General features: G+C 66.4%; 22 protein-coding genes and 1 pseudogene. 6 read left to right on the top strand and 17 right to left on the bottom strand.

Annotated elements, in window-relative coordinates; all coding sequences use genetic code 11:
• The first annotated feature begins 3 nt into the window (after positions 1-3).
• Positions 4-813 carry a 16S rRNA (adenine(1518)-N(6)/adenine(1519)-N(6))-dimethyltransferase RsmA gene (gene rsmA, locus KAK88_RS08260; RefSeq protein ID WP_242076278.1) on the top strand — a complete coding sequence of 270 codons (810 nt, stop codon included), beginning with the start codon at positions 4-6 and terminating at the stop codon, positions 811-813.
• Positions 810-1,934, top strand: a complete 1,125-nt coding sequence (locus KAK88_RS08255; protein WP_242076277.1) for a pyridoxal phosphate-dependent aminotransferase — start codon at positions 810-812, stop codon at positions 1,932-1,934. Before rsmA ends, KAK88_RS08255 begins: the two co-directional genes overlap by 4 nt.
• Here KAK88_RS08255 and KAK88_RS08250 read toward each other — a convergent pair.
• The 11 genes from KAK88_RS08250 to KAK88_RS08200 all read right to left on the bottom strand — a co-directional run bounded on the left by KAK88_RS08250 (position 1,931) and on the right by KAK88_RS08200 (position 12,346).
• Complete coding sequence (locus KAK88_RS08250) at positions 1,931-3,682, bottom strand: ATP-binding protein (RefSeq protein WP_242076276.1); 1,752 nt, start codon at positions 3,680-3,682, stop codon at positions 1,931-1,933. The two genes, KAK88_RS08255 and KAK88_RS08250, sit on opposite strands and share 4 nt — an antisense overlap.
• A gap of 195 nt (positions 3,683-3,877) precedes the next feature.
• Positions 3,878-4,519 (bottom strand): guanylate kinase, encoded by a 642-nt coding sequence (gene gmk, locus KAK88_RS08245; protein ID WP_039247959.1) that lies wholly within the window; start codon positions 4,517-4,519, stop codon positions 3,878-3,880.
• A complete protein-coding gene (locus tag KAK88_RS08240) occupies positions 4,509-5,393 on the bottom strand; it encodes a YicC/YloC family endoribonuclease (RefSeq protein ID WP_242076275.1) in 885 nt (294 codons plus the stop codon). The genes gmk and KAK88_RS08240 overlap by 11 nt, the downstream gene beginning before the upstream one ends.
• Entirely contained in the window at positions 5,390-6,550 is a 1,161-nt protein-coding gene (gene mltG / locus KAK88_RS08235) for an endolytic transglycosylase MltG (protein WP_431307186.1), read from the bottom strand. Before mltG ends, KAK88_RS08240 begins: the two co-directional genes overlap by 4 nt.
• Before the next feature lies 1 nt (position 6,551).
• Positions 6,552-7,823, bottom strand: a complete 1,272-nt coding sequence (fabF, locus tag KAK88_RS08230) for a beta-ketoacyl-ACP synthase II (RefSeq protein ID WP_242076273.1) — start codon at positions 7,821-7,823, stop codon at positions 6,552-6,554.
• A gap of 151 nt (positions 7,824-7,974) precedes the next feature.
• A complete protein-coding gene (locus KAK88_RS08225; protein WP_008264317.1) occupies positions 7,975-8,214 on the bottom strand; it encodes an acyl carrier protein in 240 nt (79 codons plus the stop codon).
• A gap of 171 nt (positions 8,215-8,385) precedes the next feature.
• Complete coding sequence (gene fabG, locus KAK88_RS08220; protein ID WP_242076272.1) at positions 8,386-9,126, bottom strand: 3-oxoacyl-[acyl-carrier-protein] reductase; 741 nt, start codon at positions 9,124-9,126, stop codon at positions 8,386-8,388.
• An 88-nt stretch (positions 9,127-9,214) separates the two neighbouring features.
• Positions 9,215-10,156 (bottom strand): ACP S-malonyltransferase, encoded by a 942-nt coding sequence (fabD, locus tag KAK88_RS08215; RefSeq protein ID WP_242076271.1) that lies wholly within the window; start codon positions 10,154-10,156, stop codon positions 9,215-9,217.
• Positions 10,157-10,287: 131 nt separating this feature from the next.
• A complete protein-coding gene (locus tag KAK88_RS08210) occupies positions 10,288-10,716 on the bottom strand; it encodes a molecular chaperone DnaJ (RefSeq protein WP_242076270.1) in 429 nt (142 codons plus the stop codon).
• A gap of 7 nt (positions 10,717-10,723) precedes the next feature.
• A complete protein-coding gene (locus KAK88_RS08205) occupies positions 10,724-11,560 on the bottom strand; it encodes a division plane positioning ATPase MipZ (RefSeq protein ID WP_242076269.1) in 837 nt (278 codons plus the stop codon).
• Between the two features lie 129 nt (positions 11,561-11,689).
• Positions 11,690-12,346, bottom strand: a complete 657-nt coding sequence (locus tag KAK88_RS08200) for an SPOR domain-containing protein (RefSeq protein WP_242076268.1) — start codon at positions 12,344-12,346, stop codon at positions 11,690-11,692.
• Positions 12,347-12,421: 75 nt separating this feature from the next.
• Between KAK88_RS08200 and panC the strand changes: the two genes are divergently transcribed.
• On the top strand, positions 12,422-13,294 hold the full coding sequence (panC, locus tag KAK88_RS08195; RefSeq protein ID WP_242076267.1) for a pantoate--beta-alanine ligase: 873 nt from the start codon (positions 12,422-12,424) through the stop codon (positions 13,292-13,294).
• Positions 13,295-13,682: 388 nt separating this feature from the next.
• On the opposite strand, the gene KAK88_RS08190 is transcribed toward panC, so the two are convergent.
• From KAK88_RS08190 to KAK88_RS08175, 4 genes are all read right to left on the bottom strand, one after another.
• Entirely contained in the window at positions 13,683-14,405 is a 723-nt protein-coding gene (locus tag KAK88_RS08190; protein WP_242076266.1) for a chorismate mutase, read from the bottom strand.
• Between the two features lie 318 nt (positions 14,406-14,723).
• A complete protein-coding gene (locus KAK88_RS08185; protein ID WP_242076265.1) occupies positions 14,724-15,299 on the bottom strand; it encodes a prephenate dehydratase domain-containing protein in 576 nt (191 codons plus the stop codon).
• A 90-nt stretch (positions 15,300-15,389) separates the two neighbouring features.
• Complete coding sequence (locus tag KAK88_RS08180) at positions 15,390-16,760, bottom strand: class II 3-deoxy-7-phosphoheptulonate synthase (RefSeq protein WP_242076264.1); 1,371 nt, start codon at positions 16,758-16,760, stop codon at positions 15,390-15,392.
• 66 nt (positions 16,761-16,826) lie between these two features.
• A complete protein-coding gene (locus tag KAK88_RS08175) occupies positions 16,827-16,967 on the bottom strand; it encodes a hypothetical protein (RefSeq protein WP_165116349.1) in 141 nt (46 codons plus the stop codon).
• Between the two features lie 243 nt (positions 16,968-17,210).
• Here KAK88_RS08175 and KAK88_RS08170 point away from each other — a divergent pair, with 243 nt between their 5' ends.
• On the top strand, positions 17,211-18,149 hold the full coding sequence (locus KAK88_RS08170) for an ROK family protein (protein WP_242076263.1): 939 nt from the start codon (positions 17,211-17,213) through the stop codon (positions 18,147-18,149).
• Positions 18,150-18,331: 182 nt separating this feature from the next.
• Here KAK88_RS08170 and KAK88_RS08165 read toward each other — a convergent pair whose 3' ends face one another.
• Both KAK88_RS08165 and KAK88_RS16140 read right to left on the bottom strand, forming a co-directional pair.
• Complete coding sequence (locus KAK88_RS08165) at positions 18,332-19,300, bottom strand: tyrosine-type recombinase/integrase (protein ID WP_242076262.1); 969 nt, start codon at positions 19,298-19,300, stop codon at positions 18,332-18,334.
• Between the two features lie 65 nt (positions 19,301-19,365).
• A pseudogene (locus KAK88_RS16140) lies at positions 19,366-19,413 on the bottom strand (hypothetical protein); the annotation flags it as partial.
• Here KAK88_RS16140 and KAK88_RS08160 point away from each other — a divergent pair.
• Together KAK88_RS08160 and KAK88_RS08155 are read left to right on the top strand one after the other, a co-directional pair.
• Positions 19,412-19,903: a DUF4043 family protein gene (locus tag KAK88_RS08160; RefSeq protein WP_242076261.1), complete on the top strand. Its 492-nt coding sequence runs from the start codon at positions 19,412-19,414 to the stop codon at positions 19,901-19,903. The pseudogene KAK88_RS16140 and the gene KAK88_RS08160 overlap by 2 nt on opposite strands.
• A gap of 12 nt (positions 19,904-19,915) precedes the next feature.
• Complete coding sequence (locus tag KAK88_RS08155; RefSeq protein ID WP_242076260.1) at positions 19,916-20,320, top strand: hypothetical protein; 405 nt, start codon at positions 19,916-19,918, stop codon at positions 20,318-20,320.
• Positions 20,321-20,328 lie beyond the last annotated feature (8 nt).

Genomic DNA, 20,328 nt, shown 5'->3' with positions numbered 1-20,328 from the left:
CGTGTGACCGACCTTCCCTCCCTCCGCGAAACCCTCGACGCCCACGGCCTTTCGGCCAAGAAGAGCTTCGGACAGCATTTCCTGCTGGACCTGAACGTCACTCGCAAGATCGTGCGTCTGGCCGGTCCGTTCGAGGGCCGCGCGGTGATCGAGGTCGGCCCCGGCCCAGGCGGCCTGACGCGCGCCCTGCTGGAATCCGACGCCGGCGCCGTGGTCCTGGTGGAAAAGGATCCGCGCTTCATTCCCTTGCTGACCGAACTGGACGATGGCTCCGGCCGCCTGACTATCGTCCAAGCCGATGCGCTGAAGGTGAAGGAGGCCGATCTGGTCTCCGGTCCGACCCATCTGGTGTCCAACCTGCCCTATAATGTCGGCACCGCCCTGCTGATCAAATGGCTAACCGGCCCGTGGCTGCCCCACAGCCTGACCCTGATGTTCCAGAAGGAGGTCGCCGAGCGCGTCGCCGCAGGGCCGAGCGAGGACGCGTACGGCCGTCTGGCGGTCATCGCCCAGGCCGTCTGTACCGCCCGCATCGTCATGCATCTGCCCGCCGCCGCCTTTACCCCGCCGCCCAAGGTGGCCTCGGCCGTTGTCCATCTGGTTCCGCTGGACGAACGCCCGTCGCCGGAACGCTTGAAGAAGCTGGAACGCGTCACCGCCGCCGCCTTCGGACAGCGCCGCAAAATGCTGCGGTCCAGCCTGAAACAGCTGGGCGGCGCCGCCCTGTGCGAGGCCGCCGGCATTGAGCCCGACGCCCGCGCCGAAACCATCGATGTCGCGGGCTTTCTGCGACTGGCGGATGCCCTTCAATGACCGTCGAACCGTTCCGCGCCATCTCCGTCAGCCGCCTGGCGCATCAGCTCAAGAGCGAAGGCCGGTCGATCATCCATATGGAGTTCGGCCAGCCCTCGACCGGCGCGCCCGCCGCCGCGATTGCGCGAGCGCATCAGGTGCTGGACGTCGACGCCATGGGCTATTGGGAAAGTCCCGATCTGCGCAATCGGATCGCGCGCCTCTACGACGAGCGATACGGCGTCGCCGTCGATCCCAACCGCATCCTGCTGACCTGCGGGGCCTCGCCGGCCCTGGTTCTGGCGCTGAGCACGCTATTCAAGCCCGGCGACCGGATCGCCCTGGCCCGGCCCGGTTACGTCGCCTATCGCAACACCCTGCGGGCCCTGCATCTTGACCCGGTCGAAATCGCCTGCGGTCCCGAGACCGGGTTCCAGCTCACCGCCGCCCAACTCCAGACGCTGGATCCCGCCCCCGCCGGCGTCATCATCGCCAGCCCCGCCAATCCGACCGGCACCATCATCCCGGACGCCGAGCTGGCCGCCATCGCCGAGATCTGCCGCGCGCGCAACATCGCCATCGTGTCGGACGAGATTTACCACGGTCTCAGCTACGTCGGCCCGACGCCCTCGATGCTGCAGTTTGCGCCGGACGCCGTGGTCATCAACAGCTTCTCCAAATACTGGAGCATGGCGGGCTGGCGCCTGGGTTGGCTCCTGGTCCCGGAGGCGCGGATCGACGCCGCCCGCGCCTATATCGGCAACATGTTCCTGACCCCGCCCAGCCTCAGCCAGCATGCCGGTCTGGTCGCCATGGACGCGATCGATGAGCTGGAAGGGCATATCCAGACCTACGCCCGCAACCGCCAGCTGATGCTGGAGGCGTTGCCCGCGCTGGGTCTGCGCAAGATCGCGCCCCCCGACGGCGCCTTCTACATCTGGGCCGACATCGGCCATCTGACGAACGACAGCGTGGCCTTCTGCGAGCAGTTGTTGCGCGACACCGGCGTCGCCACCGCGCCCGGCGTCGACTTCGACCCTGTCGAAGGCTGCCATTTCATCCGTTTCAGCTTCGCCGTCTCGACGCCGGAGATCGAAGACGCCTTGAGCCGCCTGCGTCCGTGGTTCGCAGCCCTGGCTTAAGCGGCCTTCACCTGCGCCGCCGTCGATGTCGCGCGGTGCAAGGCGTCGTAGAGCTTCTTCGGCTCCAGCGGCTTGGCCAGCCAGTCCGTCATGCCGGCCGCATAGCAGGCCTGCACCTGTTCGGCTTCCGTGCCCGCGCTGAACCCGATCACAGGAGCGTCCGCATTGGGCCCGTCCGATGCGCGCAAGCGGCGTGTCGTCTCATTGCCGTCGATGCCGGGCATGTTCACATCCATCAGCACCACGTCGAACGCCTTTTCCGACAACAGCGCCAGCGCCAGATGGCCGTCCGAGGCCGTGGTTAGATCGACATCCAGCGGCTGAAGCACAAGCGAGATCGTGCGGCGATTGATCTCATGATCGTCCACGGCCAGGATGCGAAGCCGCCGGGCCAGCACGGGCGCCTCCGCCTCGTGTCCGTCCAAAGCCTGCGTCGGCTGACCCGCTGGCAGATCGACGCAAAGGGTAAAGGCGGCGCCCTGCCCCGGCGTGCTCTTGACTGTCAGATCGCCACCCATCAACCGCGCCAACTCCCGGCTGACGGTCAGGCCCAAGCCTGTCCCGCCATAGGTGCGCGCCACCTCGGCGGACCCCTGGGCGAAGGGGGTGAACAGCCGACTCATCGCCTCCGGCGCGATGCCGGCCCCCTGGTCAGTGACGGTGAGGGTCAGACAATGTTTTCCATCGCTACGCGGCGCCGAGGCTTCGAGCCGGATCGCGCCCGTCGGCGTGAACTTGATCGCGTTGGATACAAGGTTGTTGATGATCTGGCGCAGACGATAGGGGTCTCCGCGCAGCCACACCGCCTCGCTGTCCACGCCCGACATGTCCAGCGCCAGTCCCTTGTCCGCCGCTGGCGCGGTCCAGAACCGCACGGTATCGCGCATCAGATCGCCCAGTTCGAAGTCGCGGCTTTCCATCGTCATCGCGCCCGCTTCCATCTTCGAATGGTCCAGCAGGTCGTTCAGCATGCCGGTCATCAATCGTCCGGCGTCGATGATTAGATCGGCCGTCTCCTCGCGGTGGTCTGGCGACTTGCCGTCACGAATGACATGGGCGCCGGCCAGGATGGCGCTGACGGGCGTGCGCAGTTCGTGGCTGACGATCGCCGCCATCGCCGCGCGGTCGGCCATGGCCGCCTGCGCCTGTTCCAACCGTGTTTCCGCCTCCGCCCTGGATTTCACCTCGGCTTCGCGCGATCCGTGCACCCGCCAGTAGATGTTCAGCACCATGCCGACGAACAGGATGGCGGACAGGGTCATGACCACGACCCCGCGGGTGTCGCCCTGGATCACCTTGATCGCCGGCATAAGGGCCAGCGCCGCCAGATAGGGACTGCCGCCGATGAAGAAAATCGTTCGTGAAGCGATGCCGGATGCGACGTTGGTCAACAGACCGCCCGCCATCGTCAGGGCGGCGAGCGTGACAAGCGCTGGATGGTTGGTGGACCAGATCATCAAGGCCATGACGGCATAGGTCGTCGCCATCACGGTGGTGGACGCCAAGGCGACGAACACGGACAGCGGGCTTTGTGACGGCTCGGCGCGCCTGAACGGCGCCATGGCCCACAGTTCGAATGCCTGAACCAGAACCGCGACCGCCAGCCACAGCGGGACCCATCGCAGCATCCCGGCTTCGGTCATCGCCCAACCGACCAAGGCGGCAAGCAGCAGCCTGACCGGGACCTGCTTGACCCTCTCCCTGGCGCTGCTGGCCAGAAGAGGCGCGATCGAATGAAGAAAGCCCATGATACCCCCGTTCACCGCCTGACGTTAGGTCAAGAGGGAGAACAGGTCGTAAACCTGCGATATCGAGCCGCTACGGAACATTCCCTATGGCCGCGTTTACCTTCGAAATCTTCTGTGCGGCAAAACAGCGTCAGTAGCGTAGCGTTGAGTACCCCGCAGCGCCGCAGGTCCCCACGGCCTGTGGCGCTGTTCTTTTTAGACGGCTTCGTTCAGAAGGGCGGCCTTGTAGTCGCCGACCCACAGGTTCCTGAACCGGCGCGAACGCTCGGCGTGATAGATATGGGCCAGTTCGGCGTAGGACCGGTCGAAGTCCTCGTTCACCAGCACATAGTCGAAGGCGTCGCAGTGTTCGATCTCGCCCTTGGCGTTGGCCACGCGGCGCTCGATCACGTCGTCGGCGTCCTGTGAGCGAGTAACGAGACGACGACGCAGCTCTTCCAGGCTAGGCGGCAGGATGAAGACGCGCACGGCGTCCTCCGGGCATTTTTCGGCGACGTCGCGGGCGCCCTGCCAGTCGATGTCGAACAGCACGTCGCGTCCCTCGGCCAGCGCCTTGTCCACCGGCCCGCGCGGGCTGCCGTAGCGATTGCCGTGAACGTCCGCCCATTCCAGGAAGGCGTCCTCGTCGATCAGGCGCTGAAACTCGTCATGGCCGACGAAGTTGTAGTCGCGCCCATGCACCTCACCCGGCCGGATGCCGCGCGTGGTCATGGAGACGGACAGCTCCAGCCCGCCATGATCGGCCATCAACCGGCGGCACAGCGAGGTCTTGCCGGCGCCCGAGGGACTGGCGACAATCAGGAGGACGCCCCGGCGGGGACTGCGTTCATTCGACATTCTGGACCTGCTCACGCAACTGTTCGATGACGGCCTTGAGCTCCAGGCCGATTCCGGTGAGCGCGGTCGTAGCGGATTTCGAGCACAGCGTGTTGGCCTCACGCATGAATTCTTGCATCAGAAAGTCGAGTTTCCGCCCGGCGGGCGCCGAGGCCACAAGCTGACGCGCCGAAGCGACATGGGCGGTCAGCCGATCCAGCTCCTCGCGCACGTCCGCCTTGGTCGCCAGAGCGGCCGCTTCCAGGAAGATTCGGTCCTCAAGCCCCGGCGTATCGGGCGCCAGTTCGGAAATTCGGCGGGTGAAGCGATCGCGAATGGCCTCGACCTGCGCGGTCGCCTCGCCTTCCGCCTGGGCGACCAACGCCTCGATCTGAGCAATGAATTCGTCCAGCACCGGCGTCAGTTGCGCGCCCTCGTTCTGGCGTGACGCCTTCAGCGCATCCAGCGCCTCTTCGACCGTGCGGGTCATGGCCGCCTCGACCGCCGCCCGCGCCTCAGGATCGTCCGCCTCTTCGGGCGCCTCGATCACGCCGCGCAGGGCCAGAAGGCCGTCGGCGGACGGCGGCGTTGCGCCGTCTTCGGCCAGTTCGTTCGCCAGCGTCAGATAGCGCGCCAGCACGGCGGCGTTGATCGTGACCGCCGCCTCGCCGGCCTCGGCTCGCTTGGCCTGAACGCCGATGGTGACCTGGCCCCGCGCAAACCGCGCCTGGCCGGCTGCCTTGGCCGCGCGCTCCAGCCCGTCGAAACCGTTCGGCCCCCGAAACCGGACCTCCAGATTGCGCCCGTTGACCGAGCGCGCCTCGACCGACCAGGTCCAGCCTTCGCCGGCCCCGTCGGCCCGGCCGAAGCCGGTCATGCCAGATAGGGTGCTCATCGGGGCCCCTGCGTCGCGCCGGCCGGAAGGGTGATCGTCGCCTGACCGTTCTCGACCGACGCGGCGGCCGGCTCGCTCGTCATCGGCGCCGCACTGGTTCCCGGCGTAACGGGCGGCGTCGCTTCCGGCGGCAAGCCCGCCTTCTGGCGCTCGATCTGACGCCACCGCGCGACGTTCTGCAGATGCTCGTCATAGGTCAGGGCGAAGGCGTGTCCGCCGGACCCATCGGCCACGAAGAACAGGGCCGGATCGGCCGGCGGGTTCAACACCGCCTTGACCGCCTCCTTGCCCGGATTGGCGATGGGCGTCGGCGGCAGTCCGTTGATCTGGTAGGTGTTCCACGGCGTCGGGGCCATCAACTCCGAGCGCCGGATGCCCCGTCCCAGCGGCCGACCCTTGGTCACGCCGTAGACGATGGTCGGATCGCTCTCCAGCCGCATCCCGGCCCGCAGACGATTGGAGAACACCGCCGCCACGCGGGGCCGCTCCGCCGCCAGCGCCGTTTCCTTCTCCACGATGGAGGCCAGTATCACCGCCTCCTCCGGCGTGCGCGCCACGGTCGCGGGCGACCTCTGGCTCCACAGAAGACGCAGGTTCTCGGTCGCCGCGCGCTGCATCCGGTCGATCACCGACTGGCGCGTGTCCCCGCGCGAAACCTCATAGGTATCAGGCCACAAGCTGCCTTCCTCGGGCGTCTCGGCGACCGTCCCGGTCAGCACGGCCTCCTTGTTCAGGATGTCCACCGCCTGCAACGACGACCAACCCTCCGGCAGGGTCACGAAATGGCGCACCACCCGCCCCTCGACCAGCAGGTTCAGCACCCCGGCCAGCGACGTGCCGGACGGCACCTCGTATTCGCCGGCTCTCAGCCGCCGATCCGCGCCCGTCAAGGTGGCCGCCGCACGGAACAGGTCCGTCGAACGGATCACCCCCGCCGCCTTCATCCGCGCCGCGATGGCCGAGACGCCGGACCCGCTGGGCAAGGTGACGACCGTCGTCTGACCCTGCCGCGCGGACGGTCCCGGCGCATAATAGACCGCCCAAACGGCGATCAGCGCCACCAGCAGGAACAGGCCGAAGGTCGCCGACGCGGTCAGCAACGAGACCGTAAAGCCCGACCGCCCGCTGGATTTGTCGACCCGCCCGCGCCCAAACATCTCAGTCGACCTTCTTGAAGATCACCGAGGCGTTGGTGCCCCCGAAGCCGAAGCTGTTGGACATGGCCACAGCGATCTTCATCGGCTTGGCGGTGTTGGGGACCAGGTCGATGGGCGTTTCCATCTCGGGGTCGTCCAGATTGATCGTCGGCGGCGCGATCTGATCGCGTATCGCCAGCACGCAGAAGGCCGCCTCGATGGCGCCCGCCGCGCCCAGCAGGTGGCCAGTCATCGACTTGGTCGAAGAGACGGTCAGGTTCTGCGCGTGATCGCCGACCAGCCCCTCGATCCCCTTCAACTCGATCCAGTCGGCCATGGTCGAGGTGCCGTGGGCGTTGACGTAGTCCAGGTCCGACGGCTGCAGACCGGCCCGCTTCAGCGCCGCCTTCATGGCCCGCACCCCGCCTTCGCCGTCCTCGGACGGCGCGGTGATGTGATAGGCGTCGCCGCTCATGCCGTAACCCACGACCTCGGCATAGATTTTAGCCCCGCGCGCCTTGGCGTGTTCGTATTCTTCCAGCACCAGGATGCCGGCGCCCTCGCCCATGACGAAGCCTGCATGGCCCCGATCATAGGGACGCGACGCCTTCTCAGGCGTGTCGTTATAGGCGGTGCACAGCGCCTTGCAGGCCAGGAAGCCCGCGATGCCGATCGGCACGACCGAGCTTTCGGCCCCGCCCGCCACCATCACGTCCGCGTCGTCCAGCGCGATCATCCGGGCCGCGTCGCCGATGGCGTGGGCGCCGGTGGCGCAGGCGGTGACGGCCGCATGGTTCGGCCCCTTCAGGCCGTGGCGGATCGAGATCTGGCCGCCGGCCAGATTGATCAGGGCGCTGGGGATGAAGAAGGGGCTGACGCGACGCACGCCCTGTTCCTTCAGGACGATGGCCGTGTCGGCGATGGGGCCCAGGCCGCCGATGCCGGAGCCCACCATCACGCCGGTGCGCTCCTTGTCCTCGTCTGTTTCAGGCTTCCAGTTCGCATCCGCCAAGGCCTCGTCCGCCGCCGCGATGGCGTACAGGATGAAGTCGTCGACACGCTTGCGGTCCTTGGCGGACATGATCTTGTCGGGGTCGAAGTCGCCCTCGCCGCCGCCGCCGCGTCCATCCACGCTCGGCACTTCGCCGGCAATGGTGCAGCCATAGCCCTCGGTGTCGAAGGCCGTGATCGGACCGATGCCCGATCGTCCCTCGACAATGCCCTTCCAGCTCTTCTCGACGCCCCAACCCAGGGGGGTCAGCAGACCGATGCCCGTAACGACGACGCGGCGCATGGTGCGTGCTCCCTTATCTCCAGCCCGACCCTTCGGAATCATCGCGGATTCGCGCGGGTCAGAAACAGTAAAGGCCGCCGGGCGTCTCCGCTAGGAGCGCCGGGCGGCCCTGTGAACCGTCAGCCTGTTCGGCCGATATCGGCGACTGAGATCAGCCGGCCGACTTTTCGTCGATGAACTTGACCGCATCGCCGACCGTCTGGATGTGCTCGGCGGCGTCATCCGGGATCTCGATGTCGAATTCTTCTTCGAAGGCCATCACCAGCTCGACGTTGTCGAGCGAGTCGGCGCCCAGGTCGTCGATGAAGCTGGCCTTTTCGGTGACCTTGTCCGGATCGGCGTCCAGATGGTCGATGACGATCTTGCGAACGCGCTCGAGGGTGTCGGACATGAGTGTCTCTCTGCCTGTTTGAAATCGCCGTAGAGGCGGGGGTAGCTCAGAAATCGCCGTCTCACGGCAGCGTTGGCGACGCAAGCCCGAAGGCTGTGATCGACAATGCATCCCTGCCCTTTAGCACAGCCTTTCGGGCAGGAAATAGTCTGTTGCGTGACGTGATGACGATCAGATCATCGCCATCCCGCCGTTCACGTGCAGTGTCTGGCCCGTCACATAGGCGGCTTCGTCGGACGACAGATAGACGGCGGCGGCGGCGATCTCGTCGCCCGAACCCAGCCGGCCCGCCGGAATCTTGGTCAGAATGGTCTCGCGCTGCTGATCGTTCAGCACGTCGGTCATGGGCGAGGCGATGAAGCCCGGCGCGATGCAGTTGACGGTGATGCCGCGCGACCCGACCTCCTGCGCCAGCGACTTGGAAAAGCCGATCATCCCGGCCTTGGACGCCGAATAGTTGGTCTGGCCCGGGTTGCCGGTCACGCCGACGACCGAGGTGACGCCGATGATTCGCCCCGAACGGCGCTTCATCATGCCCTTCACCGCCGCGCGGGTCAGGCGGAAATAGCTTTCCAGATTGACGGTCAGGACGGACTGAAAGTCCTCATCCTTCATCCGCATCAGCAGGCCGTCCTTGGTGATACCGGCGTTGGCGACCATGATGTCCAACGACGCGCCCGCCGCCGTCTCGGCCGCAGCGACCAGATTGTCGACCGACTCGGGATCCGACAGGTTCGCCGTGGCGAAATGCGCCCGCTCCCCCAGTTCCTTGGCCAGATCCGCCAGCACCGCCTCGCGCGTGCCTGACAACACCACGGTCGCGCCCTGAGCATGCAGCGCCCGCGCCACTGCCCCGCCGATCCCTCCCGTCGCGCCGGTCACCAGCGCGGTCTTGCCTGCAAGATTGAACATTTATGTCTCTCCGAAGTGGCGAGTGATTAGTGTCGAGTGACGAGGAAAAGCAAAGTCGCGTGACGAAGCCGTCGCCACGCGCCCCGCGTCACCCCCTGGCGAAGGCTTCGAGCTCTTCCGGCGTATTTAGCGGCAGGGCCTCGGCGTCCGGGGCGATCCGCTTGGCCATACCGGTCAGCACCTTGCCCGAGCCAATCTCAACGAAGCGCGTGACACCGCCTTCACCGGCCATCCACTCCATGCTTTCGCGCCAGCGTACCCGGCCGGTGACTTGCTCGACCAGAAGGCGGCGGATGACTTCCGGATCGCTCTCCGGTCGCGCCAGAACGTTGGCGACGACGGGCACGACCGGCGCTGTGATGGTCGCCGAAGCCAGGGCCGCCGCCATCTCGTCCGCCGCCGGCTGCATCAGCGGGCAGTGGAAGGGCGCCGAGACGTTCAGCGGGATCGCCCGCGCGCCCAGTTCCTTGGCCTTCTCTATGGCCCGGTCCACAGCGGCCTTCTCGCCCGAGATGACGATGTTGCCGTTGTTGTTGTCATTCGCGACCACACAGACGCCGACCTCCGACCCGGCCGCCGCGGCCGCTTCCGCCAGCGCGAGGTCGGTCTTGGGTCCGATCAGCGAGGCCATCGCCCCCTGCCCCACCGGCACGGCGCGCTGCATGGCCTGGCCGCGCAGCTTCAGCAGCCGCGCCGTATCCGACAGCGAGATCGCGCCCGCCGCCGCCAGCGCCGAATATTCGCCAAGCGAGTGACCGGCGACATAGGCGGCCGTCGCCACGTCGAAACCGAACTCGGCCTTCAACGCCCGGATCGCCGCCACGGACACCGCCATCAGGGCGGGCTGGGCGTTCTCCGTCAGGGTCAGTTGGTCCTCGGGCCCTTCGCGCATCAGCACCGACAGTTTCTGGCCCAGCGCCTCATCCACCTCGGCGAAGACGTCGCGAGCGGATTGGAAGGCGTCCGCCAGTTGCGCGCCCATGCCGACGGCCTGGCTGCCCTGTCCCGGAAACAGAAGTGCGAGGGTCATCGACCGCTCCCTGAATCATTGATCAAGAGCGCGGACCCGTAAGCCCAGACTTACCCGAGGGCAAGCGGAGGTGGTGGGTGCTTGTGCGTCGGACCAACTCCACGACCGCAGGGATGCTGTCCTGAGAGCGCTTAGCGGCGCCGGTATTTTGCGAGCAGTCGATCGCGCGCGGCGTTGACGCGCGTCGCCAGCCCCTCCGTGCCGCCCTGATCGGGATGGGCGCGGGCCATGGCGCGTTTCCAGGCCGAACGGATTTCGGCCTCGGTCGCGGCTGGCCCGACGCCCAGCACGGCGCGGGCGTCCGCTTCGCTGATGGGTTCGGATCGGATGATCGATCGCTGCCGGGACGACCAGGCCAGATAGAGCCCTGACACGGCCAGAGCCGCCGCCGTCAGCCATGATCCCCGAAACGCCGCTAGCGCGCCGCCGGCCAACAGAACCGCACCCAGCAGGGTCGCCGTCACGCGCCAGTGAGCGCGCCCGCGTCGCTCGGTCTGTCGGCCCAGCCGCACCAGCGCCCAAACGGCGATCGCCGCCAAGGCCAGCCAGATCAAACCCATCAGGCGATCAGGCCGCCACGTCCAAAGGGCTGAGAACCTGCTCCAGACCCATGGCCATCATCAGATTGCGCATTTCCTGACGCGCAGCGACGTGGGCCAGGGACACCGCGACCGGCCGGATGTCGTTCGACAGGTCCGCCACCGTCAGGCCGAAGGGGAACAACTCGCGATAGATGACCCGGTCCCGCAGGCCCGGACCGACGCGGAAGCCGACGCGTTTGGCCAGCTTGGTCATCCGTTCTTCCAGACGCTTGCGGTTGCGGGCCTCTGCGACGGCGAGGCGATTGGTGACCACCAGCCAGTCGATCGTCGCGTGGCGACCCTGGGCGATAGCGCGCTGCTTGCGCGCCTCCCAGACGCTCTCGGAATAGATGGAGGGTTTCAGCAGTTCCAGGGTGACCGGATCGACGTCGCCCAGCAGGTCGAAATCGACGAAGCTGTCGTTCATCGGCGTCACGATCTGATCGGCGCGGGCGTGGGCGGCGTTCGAGACCGCCGTATCGCCGCCGGGCGTGTCGATCAGGATGCAATCGACGCCCCGCGCCGCCGCCTCGTCGAAAGCGCGCTCGAAGGTGGCGATCTGGTCGGCGACGTCCGCCTTGGCCAGGGCCTTGCCGTCGCCCATGTCAGGCACGAAGGGTTGGGGAAGCTCGTGACCGTTCGCGGCCAGCCAGGCGGCGCGGTTCTGGAAGAAGCGCTGCATCGAGCGCTGGCGCAGGTCCAGATCGATGATCGCCACCGAGCGCCCGGCGTGCAGCAGGCCGGTGACGATGTGGATGGCCAGGGTGGACTTGCCCGCCCCGCCCTTTTCGTTGCCGAGGACGATCACATGCGGCTGCGTCATTCGAGGGAATCCTCTGTGCCGACCGCGCGACTCAGACTGCGCGGTTCTAGGTCAGGCGAGACTCGGCCTCAAAGCGCCAAACGTCAACGGAACCTTAACGCAGACCTGTGGACGGCGAACCGGGGTCGGTCAGCTGTTACGCGCGCACCAGGCGTCGCCGACAGCGGCGGAGCGGCAGACCGCAGCGGCGGTTTCGGTGGAGACCGGCCCGACCTTCAGCCGCGTCAGCCGACGGCCGCCCACCTCGACCTCCTGATAGATCGGCGACAATCCCGACAGGTCTGACGTGGCCTTCATCCGATCCCAGGCCTGACGCGCGCCGGCCGCACTGGAATAGGCGCCCAGTTGGATCGTTCGCCCGGTTTCGGGCGTCTTGAGGCTGGCGGGACGCAAGACGGGGGCCTGCGCCCGCGAGATCGCCTCATCCGCCACGGCTTTGAGAACCGCGGGCGAGGCAGCCCGGACAATTGCGTCCCGCAGGCCTGCATCTTCACCGACGGGGCGAAGGCCTGCCTGGACGTCTCGGGCGTCCCACATGGCGTGGGGATCCATGACCGCCACCTTGGCCGGCGTGAAGCGCACGGGCCGCAGTCCGGCCTTTTCAGCCACGGCATGCCGGGTTTCGCGATCGCGGGCCGAGAGCGGAATGTCGATCGCCGCGACGTTCTCGGCCATCGTGCTGAATCGATGGGGATCGCTGTCCACCGCGCCGCAGCCGGCGACGGCGAGGCTGCTGGCGAAGGCCAGGGCGATCAGAACTGGACGGGTCGCTTCTGCGGGCGTCATAAGCACGACCCTAGAGCCCAGAATTTGCGGTCTGGTGCATCAACAGGCTTAAGCGGAAAGGTTAATCGCTTCATCATGATAGACGCCGCACCCCCGTTCCCTTCTTTGGCCGTCGTCCGCGCCGTCGCCGACCTGCGGGCGATCGTCCGGGACTGGAAACGTCAAGGCCTGAGCGTCGGCATGGTTCCGACCATGGGCGCCCTGCATGAGGGCCACCTGACCCTGGTGCGCGAGGCCGCGCGCCGCGCCGACCGCGTCGTCGCCTCCAACTTCGTCAATCCGACCCAGTTCGCGGCGCATGAGGATTTGGGCAAATATCCCCGCCAGCAGGAGGAAGACGCCCGTCTGCTGTCCGGCGCCGGCTGCCACCTGATGTTCGCGCCCTCAGCCGACGCGATGTATCCGGAAGGCTTTGCGACCAGCGTCGCCGTCGCCGGGCCGGCGCTGGGTCTCGAGGGTGATTTCCGGCCTCAGATGTTCGGTGGGGTCGCCCTGGTCGTCACCAAGCTGTTCAACCAGGTGCAGCCTGATGTCGCCGTTTTCGGCGAGAAGGACTACCAACAGCTGATGGTCGTTCGTCGGTTCGTGCGCGACCTGGACCTGCCGGTCGAGATCGTCGGGGCGCCGACGGAGCGGGACGGCTGGGGCCTGGCCCTGTCGTCACGCAACGCCTATCTGTCGGAGGCTGAGCTTGAGACCGCGCGCCGTCTGAACGGCATTCTGGCGGAGGCTGGCGTCCATGCCTCGAGCGGCCGCCCCCTGCCCGGCGTCGAGCGTGAAGCCTATGCCGCCCTTTTGAAAGCCGGGTTTGATCGGGTCGATTACGTCGCCATTCGCCACGCCGAGGACCTGACGCCGTTCCGCAACGACATCGTCGACGCCCCCGCCCGCATCCTGGCCGCCGCCTGGCTGGGCAAGACGCGCTTGATCGACAATATGGCGGTCTGAAAAGAAGGGCCGCATCCGTTTCTGGACATAAGCCGGCGAATTGCACGTGTGAAAAGTGGTGCAATGGCGTGCAATTGACGCGGCGCATCGTTGTTTTCGTTGAGGAAAACAACAGAGCCCGAATTGCACTGTGCAACGAAGTGCAGTTCGGGCCTGAAGGCTGGACTCGGGAAAACAGTGGAACGAGCCGGAGTCTCGTCGAGGAATGGCGCTGTCAAAGACCGAGCCGGCATCATAACCGCGTTTAACGTCGGGCTCAGCAAAAAGCCGATACCGTCCGTCAAGCCGTTGAAAAGATGCGATTTCGCTTAGACGAAATGAATGGCTGGCGGCGATTGCATAGCAGCCGCCAGTCAAGAACTCGGGTTTGCCTCAAACGCGGACGGGGCTAACCGATCGCGCCGACACAACCCTCTGCGTCGCCCGGCGCCAGATCGGCGTCGGTCAGGGCAATGGTCCAGCCGTGATGCGTGTTCAGGCCCCAGCGCCGCGCGCCGCCGCCGTCGCCGGCGTCCCCACCCGCAGTGACCACCACGCGCCGGCCCTTGGGCAGAGCCGGCGGATCGATCTTGCCCACCGCCAAAGACGTCGGCGTCTCGCCGCCGTAGCCGTCGAACACGCTCAGCATCGACCACTCGCGACGCAGGCCCATCCACCAGGCGTCTTCTGTGTTGATCGCCAGCACGGCGATCCCGTGGCCTTCGGCGGCGAAGGCCAGGGCCTTCTGCGGATCGCGCACCATCTTGATGTCGGCGGCGGCCCCGAAACGCAGGCGCGCGCCGTCATAGGCGCGGGTCGGTTCGATCGGGGCCCAGACCTGGACCTGAAGCCGGCCCTGGCGCGCCAGGCCCCATCCGACGATCTCGCGCCACAGATGTTCGACCGCCTCGGCGTTCTCCGGCTTGGCCTGCTTAAGCATGCGCGAGAGGACGGTCTGCTCGCGATCGGGACGCAGCTTGGTGTGCGGGCCGGTGGGCGCGTCCTTGGCCCGGCCGACGGTGGCGGCGATGGCCAGGCGTTGCTCGAACAGCGCCAGAATATGGTCGTCGATGCCGTCGATCTCGGCGCGCAGGGCGGCCAGCGCCTGCTGTTCGGGGGTCAGGTCGGCCATGTCAGGCCAGACTTGCTGAAGGTGGGAATGGGGCATGGAAAAGGGCTTTCGGCATTCTGGGATTCGATATGTGCAGGAGCGAACAGCCGCTCTGGTCCAGAGCGGTCGCCGGTGAAGCAGTCAGGGACGAAGTGCGCCCGACGCCTCAGCCGGCGTATCGAAAGCCGTAAAAGCCGTAGCCGAAATAGAGGCCGGAAACCGCGCGCGAACGGTCGAAAGAAACAGAAAGAGCGCGCAGGCGGGACATGGTCCGGTTCCGGGTTATGCGGATCGTGTTGCGACCCGTGGGTGTCTTAAGGACGCAAAGACCGTGCGCCGTCAACCCTCAGGGAAGCTCAACAGGACAAAACGCGTCTGATTATCGCCGGAATCCTGCAAGTCGTTGCGCAGGATCGACAGGCCGTACACCTCGGCGGCGCCGACCGGGGCGATGGCCGCCCGTGTGGGATCACCCGCTTTAGCGACATCGCGCGCCGCGCCTGCGGTATCGAAATGCTCGACAACCTCGACATTCAAACCAGCCAGCGTGTCCTTGCACTGAGCCAAGGCGATCGGGTGGCTTTCCACCGTTCGGATATCGGACAGACGCGCGCCGTCGATCGCCATCAGCGCATGACGGATCGGCCGCCAGACCTGAGCGACCGGCTCCACGCCAAGCGCACCGACCAGCGTCGCCGCCGGCTCGACCACGCCGATGGTCGAGTTCTCGACAGGGATCAGGGCGCACCCGCAGTCGCCGGCGCGCAGCGCATCCAGGGCCTGGGCGAAGGTTTCGAACGCCACAGCCTCGTCCCACGGACGCAGGGCCAGACAAGCCTCATGGCTGAACGATCCGGGCGCGCCCTGATAGGCGACCCGTCCAGGCTTCTCCTCACTTGGAGTCGCTACTTGCATCGATCACTCCCTCGGTCTCGGATCGATCTGGCGCTGCCCCGGTGGCGTCACCATGACCGGATCGGCCCGCATTTGGGGCGCTGACGAAAGCTAGGCCGCCACCGACTGCGCCACCCGTCCGGCCTTCAGCCGCTCAGCCACCAGGAAGGCCAGCTCCAGCGCCTGATCGGCGTTCAGGCGCGGGTCGCAGTGGGTGTGATAGCGGTTGGACAAGTCGTCCTCGGTCACCGCCTGGGCGCCGCCGATGCATTCGGTGACGTTCTGGCCGGTCATTTCCAGATGGACGCCGCCGGGGTGGACGCCTTCCGCCTCGGCCACATCGATGAAGGTCCGGACTTCGCCGAGGATACGGTCGAACGGCCGGGTCTTGTAGCCGTTGCCGGCCTTCAGCGTATTGCCGTGCATCGGGTCGATGGACCAGATGACCTTGCGGCCCGAGGCCTTCACTTCGCGCATCAGCTTGGGCAGGCGCTCGCCCACCTTGTCGTGACCGAAGCGTCCGATCAGCGTGAGACGACCGGAGACATTGTCCGGGTTCAAGGCGTCGATCAGGGGCAGCAGGTCGTCGGCGGTCATGGTCGGCCCGCACTTCACGCCGATGGGGTTCTTGATCCCCTTCATGAACTCGACGTGGGCGCCGTCCAGCTGACGCGTGCGCTCGCCGATCCACAGCATGTGGGCCGAGGTGTCGAACCATTCGCCGGAACCGCCGTCCAGACGCGTCAGGGCGCTTTCGACGTTCAGCAGCAGGGCCTCGTGGCTGGTGAAGACCTCGACCCGGCTGAGGTCCGGATGCGTCTCGGGCGTGACGCCGACCGCCTCCATGAAGGCTAGGGCCTCGGTGATCTTGTCGGCCAGCTCGCGGTACTGGGCGCCGGCGGCGTTGTCGCCGGCAAAGCCCAGGGTCCAGCGATGGATATTGTACAGATCGGCATAGCCGCCGCCGGCGAAGGCCCGCAGCAGGTTCAGCGTCGAGGCCGACTGGTTATAGGCGCGGATCAGACGCTGCGGATCGGGTGCACGCTCTTCCGGCGTGAAGCCCATGCCGTTGATGATGTCGCCGCGATAGCTGGGCAGTTCGACGCCGTCGATCTCCTCCAGCGGCGACGAGCGAGGCTTGGCGAACTGGCCCGCGATCCGCCCCACCTTCACCACCGGCTTACGTCCGGCGAAGGTCAGGACGACCGCCATCTGAAGGATCAGGCGGAAGGTGTCGCGGATATTGTCGGTCGAGAACTCCTTGAAGCTCTCGGCGCAGTCGCCGCCCTGAAGCAGGAAGGCGTCACCCCGCTCCACCTGCGCCAGCTTCGACGTCAGGCGCCGCGCTTCGCCGGCGAAGACCAGCGGCGGCAAGGCGCGCAGCTCGTCTTCCACCCGCGCGAGGGCGGTTGGATCCGGATAGTCCGCCGGCATATGCAGGGCGGTCTTGGTTCTCCAGCTTTCGGGGGTCCAGCGTGTCATCGCGCAAGAATAGGACTTCGCGCCTATTCAAACAACGAAAAGCCAGGCGGATTTTGCCGCGAAATGTCAGTCTTCCGAAGAAGGCGACTTTTCCGCCGCAGCTTCAGCCTTGCGTTCAGCCTTCGCCGCCGCCTTTTCGGCCGCCTTCAGCGCTGCGGCGCGCTCGCGTTCCTGGCGCTCGAAGCTATAGTTGGGTTTGCGAGCCATCGGCGTCCTCGTCTCATCTCGTGTTCTGGCGGTGAAGGTGGCGATGCAGGGAGCCGGACGCAATCGCCAAATCCAGTACCCTGCAAAAGCGGCTCACAGCAGCCTCTCCTTGCGCGTCAGAATCTTGGCGGCGGCGTCGAAGGCGATGAACAGGCGGGCTAGAAGGGTCATGGGCTCTAAACGCTTGGCCCTATTCGATGTTCAGTCCCGCGAACCTTCGTCGCACCCGAAAGGCAGGCGCCCATGTCGACCCAATCCATCCTCCTCGCCGGTGTCGAAGCCGGCGGCACCAAGTTTATCTGCGGCGTCGCCGCCGCCGACGGCGTGATCATCGACCAGATCCGTATCCCGACGACGTCGCCCGACGAGACGCTGGATGCGGTTGCGGCCTTCTTCGTCGACGCACAGTCGAAACACGGCCGGCTTTCTGCGCTGGCGATCGTCAGTTTCGGCCCCCTGTCGTTGAAGCCCGACGCGCCGGATTTCGGCGCCATCACCAGCACGCCCAAGCCCGGCTGGAGCGACGTCAACCTGTTGGCCCGCCTGCGCCGCCGCCTCGATGTTCCAATGACGCTGGACACCGATGTGAACGGCGCGGCTGTCGGCGAACGCCTGTTCGGCAGCGGCCAAGGACTGGAGAGCTTCTGCTACGTCACGGTCGGCACGGGCGTGGGGGTCGGGGTGATGATCGACGGCGCGCCGCATGGCGGGGCGAACCATCCCGAAGCCGGTCATATCCGGCTGCCCCGCGCCAAGGGCGACGAGACGTTCTCGGGCGTCTGTCCCTTCCATGGCGACTGCCTGGAAGGCCTGGCGAGCGGGCCGGCGCTGAAGGCGCGCTGGGGCGCGGCCGCCGAGACGTTTTCTCACGATCATCCGGCTTGGCCGATGGCGGCGGATTATATCGCCGGTCTGTGCACCAACCTGACCTACACGCTGCGGCCAGAACGAATCATCATCGGCGGCGGCGTGATGCAGCCGCACATGTACGATCTGGTCAGACAGGCGCTGGTGAGACAACTCGGCGGCTATGACGCGAGCCTGCGGGGTCTGGATATGAAAACCTACATCGCAGCGCCGAGCGCGGGCGTGGCCGCCGGCCTGATCGGTGCATTGGCCCTCGCCTACCGTTCCGTCACGGGCGCGTGGCCCAAGGACTGGGGCACGCAAGGCCGGGATTAGATCGAAGTGGAGATGGTGGACGCGACAGGGATTGAACCTGTGACCCCCTCGGTGTGAACGAGGTTGGCGACCCCGCAAAAGGCGAGATCATTGGCTGTCACTGGATCATTCTCCGCAATCTAACCATGAACAGGACAAGAACATCACGCTATCACGGTTCAGCGGAACCAGAGAGCAAATAACTACCAGTCGAGGGCTTTTGCGGCCCGGCGAAGGTGGGTCGGTGACAGCTTGGCGTATCGCCTCTCTGTGACCCTGGTGTCGGAGTGGCCGAGGTATCGGCTTATGTCGAACATGGGTACGTCGGCCTCGGCCATCCACGACGCGGCGGTATGGCGCAGGATGTGCGGCGTGATCCCATCCAAGTTCGCGCGCTTAGCCGCAGCAGCGAATCCTTTCTTGATCGACAGCACCCTATGGCCGCCCCACTCAATGACGTGGTTACAGGTTCGGCCGGCGTGCAGGACACGGAGATAGCGATAGGCGCGCCCGGTCATTGGCACGGTCGCACGCTTCTTCCGCTGCTCATCCTGGGCATCGTTCAGCGCCAACGAGATCGTACGCCGCCGAAAATCGACCCGATCCCATGTCAGTTCCAGCAAGGCGCTCTGACGCGCTCCGGTCGCCAGTGACAGGGCAATGAAGGCGCGGACATGCGAAAAGCGGCGCGCCGCTCTGAGCAGAGCCCTTGCCTCTTCCTTATCCAGAAAGCGGTCCTTTGCAGGCGGCTGTGGCGGAAGCTCGAATACGGCGGCCGCGCCCTTCTTAAAGAAGTTCAGTCCAGCCCTGACGACCTCCAGTTCCTTGCGCACCGTCGCCGGCTTACGACCGGCCGCGTATCTCATGTCGCGGTAGGCTCGGCACACATCGCGCGTGACCTGGTCGGGCCGCAGGTGCGCGAACGTCCCTTTGGCCTGCTTCCAGGATCCGCGCAGATCGACCGCCCGGATCGCCGTCTTGTCCTTGTCGTCGAGGTAGGCCTCCACGATCTCGCCAACGGTCTCGCCGGTCGGCTGAGTGGAATGGTCGGCTAGCCGCCGTTTCGCCTCTGATAGATCGGCCGTGCGGAGTGAGAAGCGCTCGGTCTGCCCTCCGACGCTGCGGACGGCGGCGTATTTGCCTCGATAGAGCTTGAGCCTCCACTCTGACACTGACGATCCTCATATTCTGAAGCGGCCTCAGGCCGGATGCGTATTTGACGGCCGATGCGGAAGGCCCGCAGCTCGCCGCGGTTGACCAGGTTGCGAACCGTGGCGGACGACATGGCCCGCAAGCGCGATCGGGTCACCGGACGCCGTGCGATCCGTCCCTATCGCTCCGACCGTGACGGCCGCGAGTGGTTCGTCCTGTTCGTCCCGACGCAGGCCTTCAATAAGATCAAGGCCGATCCGGACATCAAGGCGTTCAACAAGGACAGCATCGATCGCAGCGTCGAGTCCAACCCCTACTTCCAGGGCGGCGACCTGATCTGGGACGGCGTCATCATCCGCGAAATCACCGATCTGCCTGTCCTGGGCGCGGTCGGCACGGCGGGTGCGAACGTGGCGGCCGGCTATCTCTGCGGGGCTCAGGCCCTCGTGGTCGCTTGGGGTCAGGATCCCAAGTCCACGGAACGCAAGGACGACGACTACCAGTTCATCAAGGGCGTCGGCACCGAGGAGCTGCGCTCCATCGACAAGACGTTCTTCAAGGAGACGGGCGCCGTTGGCCCGGGCACGCAGCACGGCATCGTGACCGTGTTCGCCGCGTACTAAGGAGCACGCACCATGGCGAAAGCTTTCCCCACCCAGGCCGTGGGTTCTGGCAGCGCGCCTGCCAAGACCTCGACCGACTCCAACCAGCTGACCTACGCCGGCGGCCGCATCCCGGTCACCGCTGGTCAGCAGACGGTTGGCGCGCTCTTCGGGACCATTGTGGTTCCGAAGGGTGCTGAGATCGCCCGCGTCACCGTTTCCGCCCCAACGGGCGTGACGGTCGAAGTGGGTGACGCCGGCGACACCGATCGCCTGCTGGCCGCCACCGCCGCCGCCACGGCGCCCGTATCGGGCATCGCGACGACCGGCTTCGGCTATCAGTACCCGGCCGAGACCCTGATCAGCGTCCGCATCGCCACGGCGACGGCGGCGGTGAACGGGACCATCGTCTATTCCGTCGAATACGTCAGCCAGTAAGGGAGGCC

This window comes from Brevundimonas diminuta, from assembly GCF_022654015.1.
Lineage (GTDB): Bacteria > Pseudomonadota > Alphaproteobacteria > Caulobacterales > Caulobacteraceae > Brevundimonas > Brevundimonas diminuta_C.
Note: the sequence above shows the minus strand (reverse complement) of the source record. Positions and strands in the feature narration are given on the sequence as shown.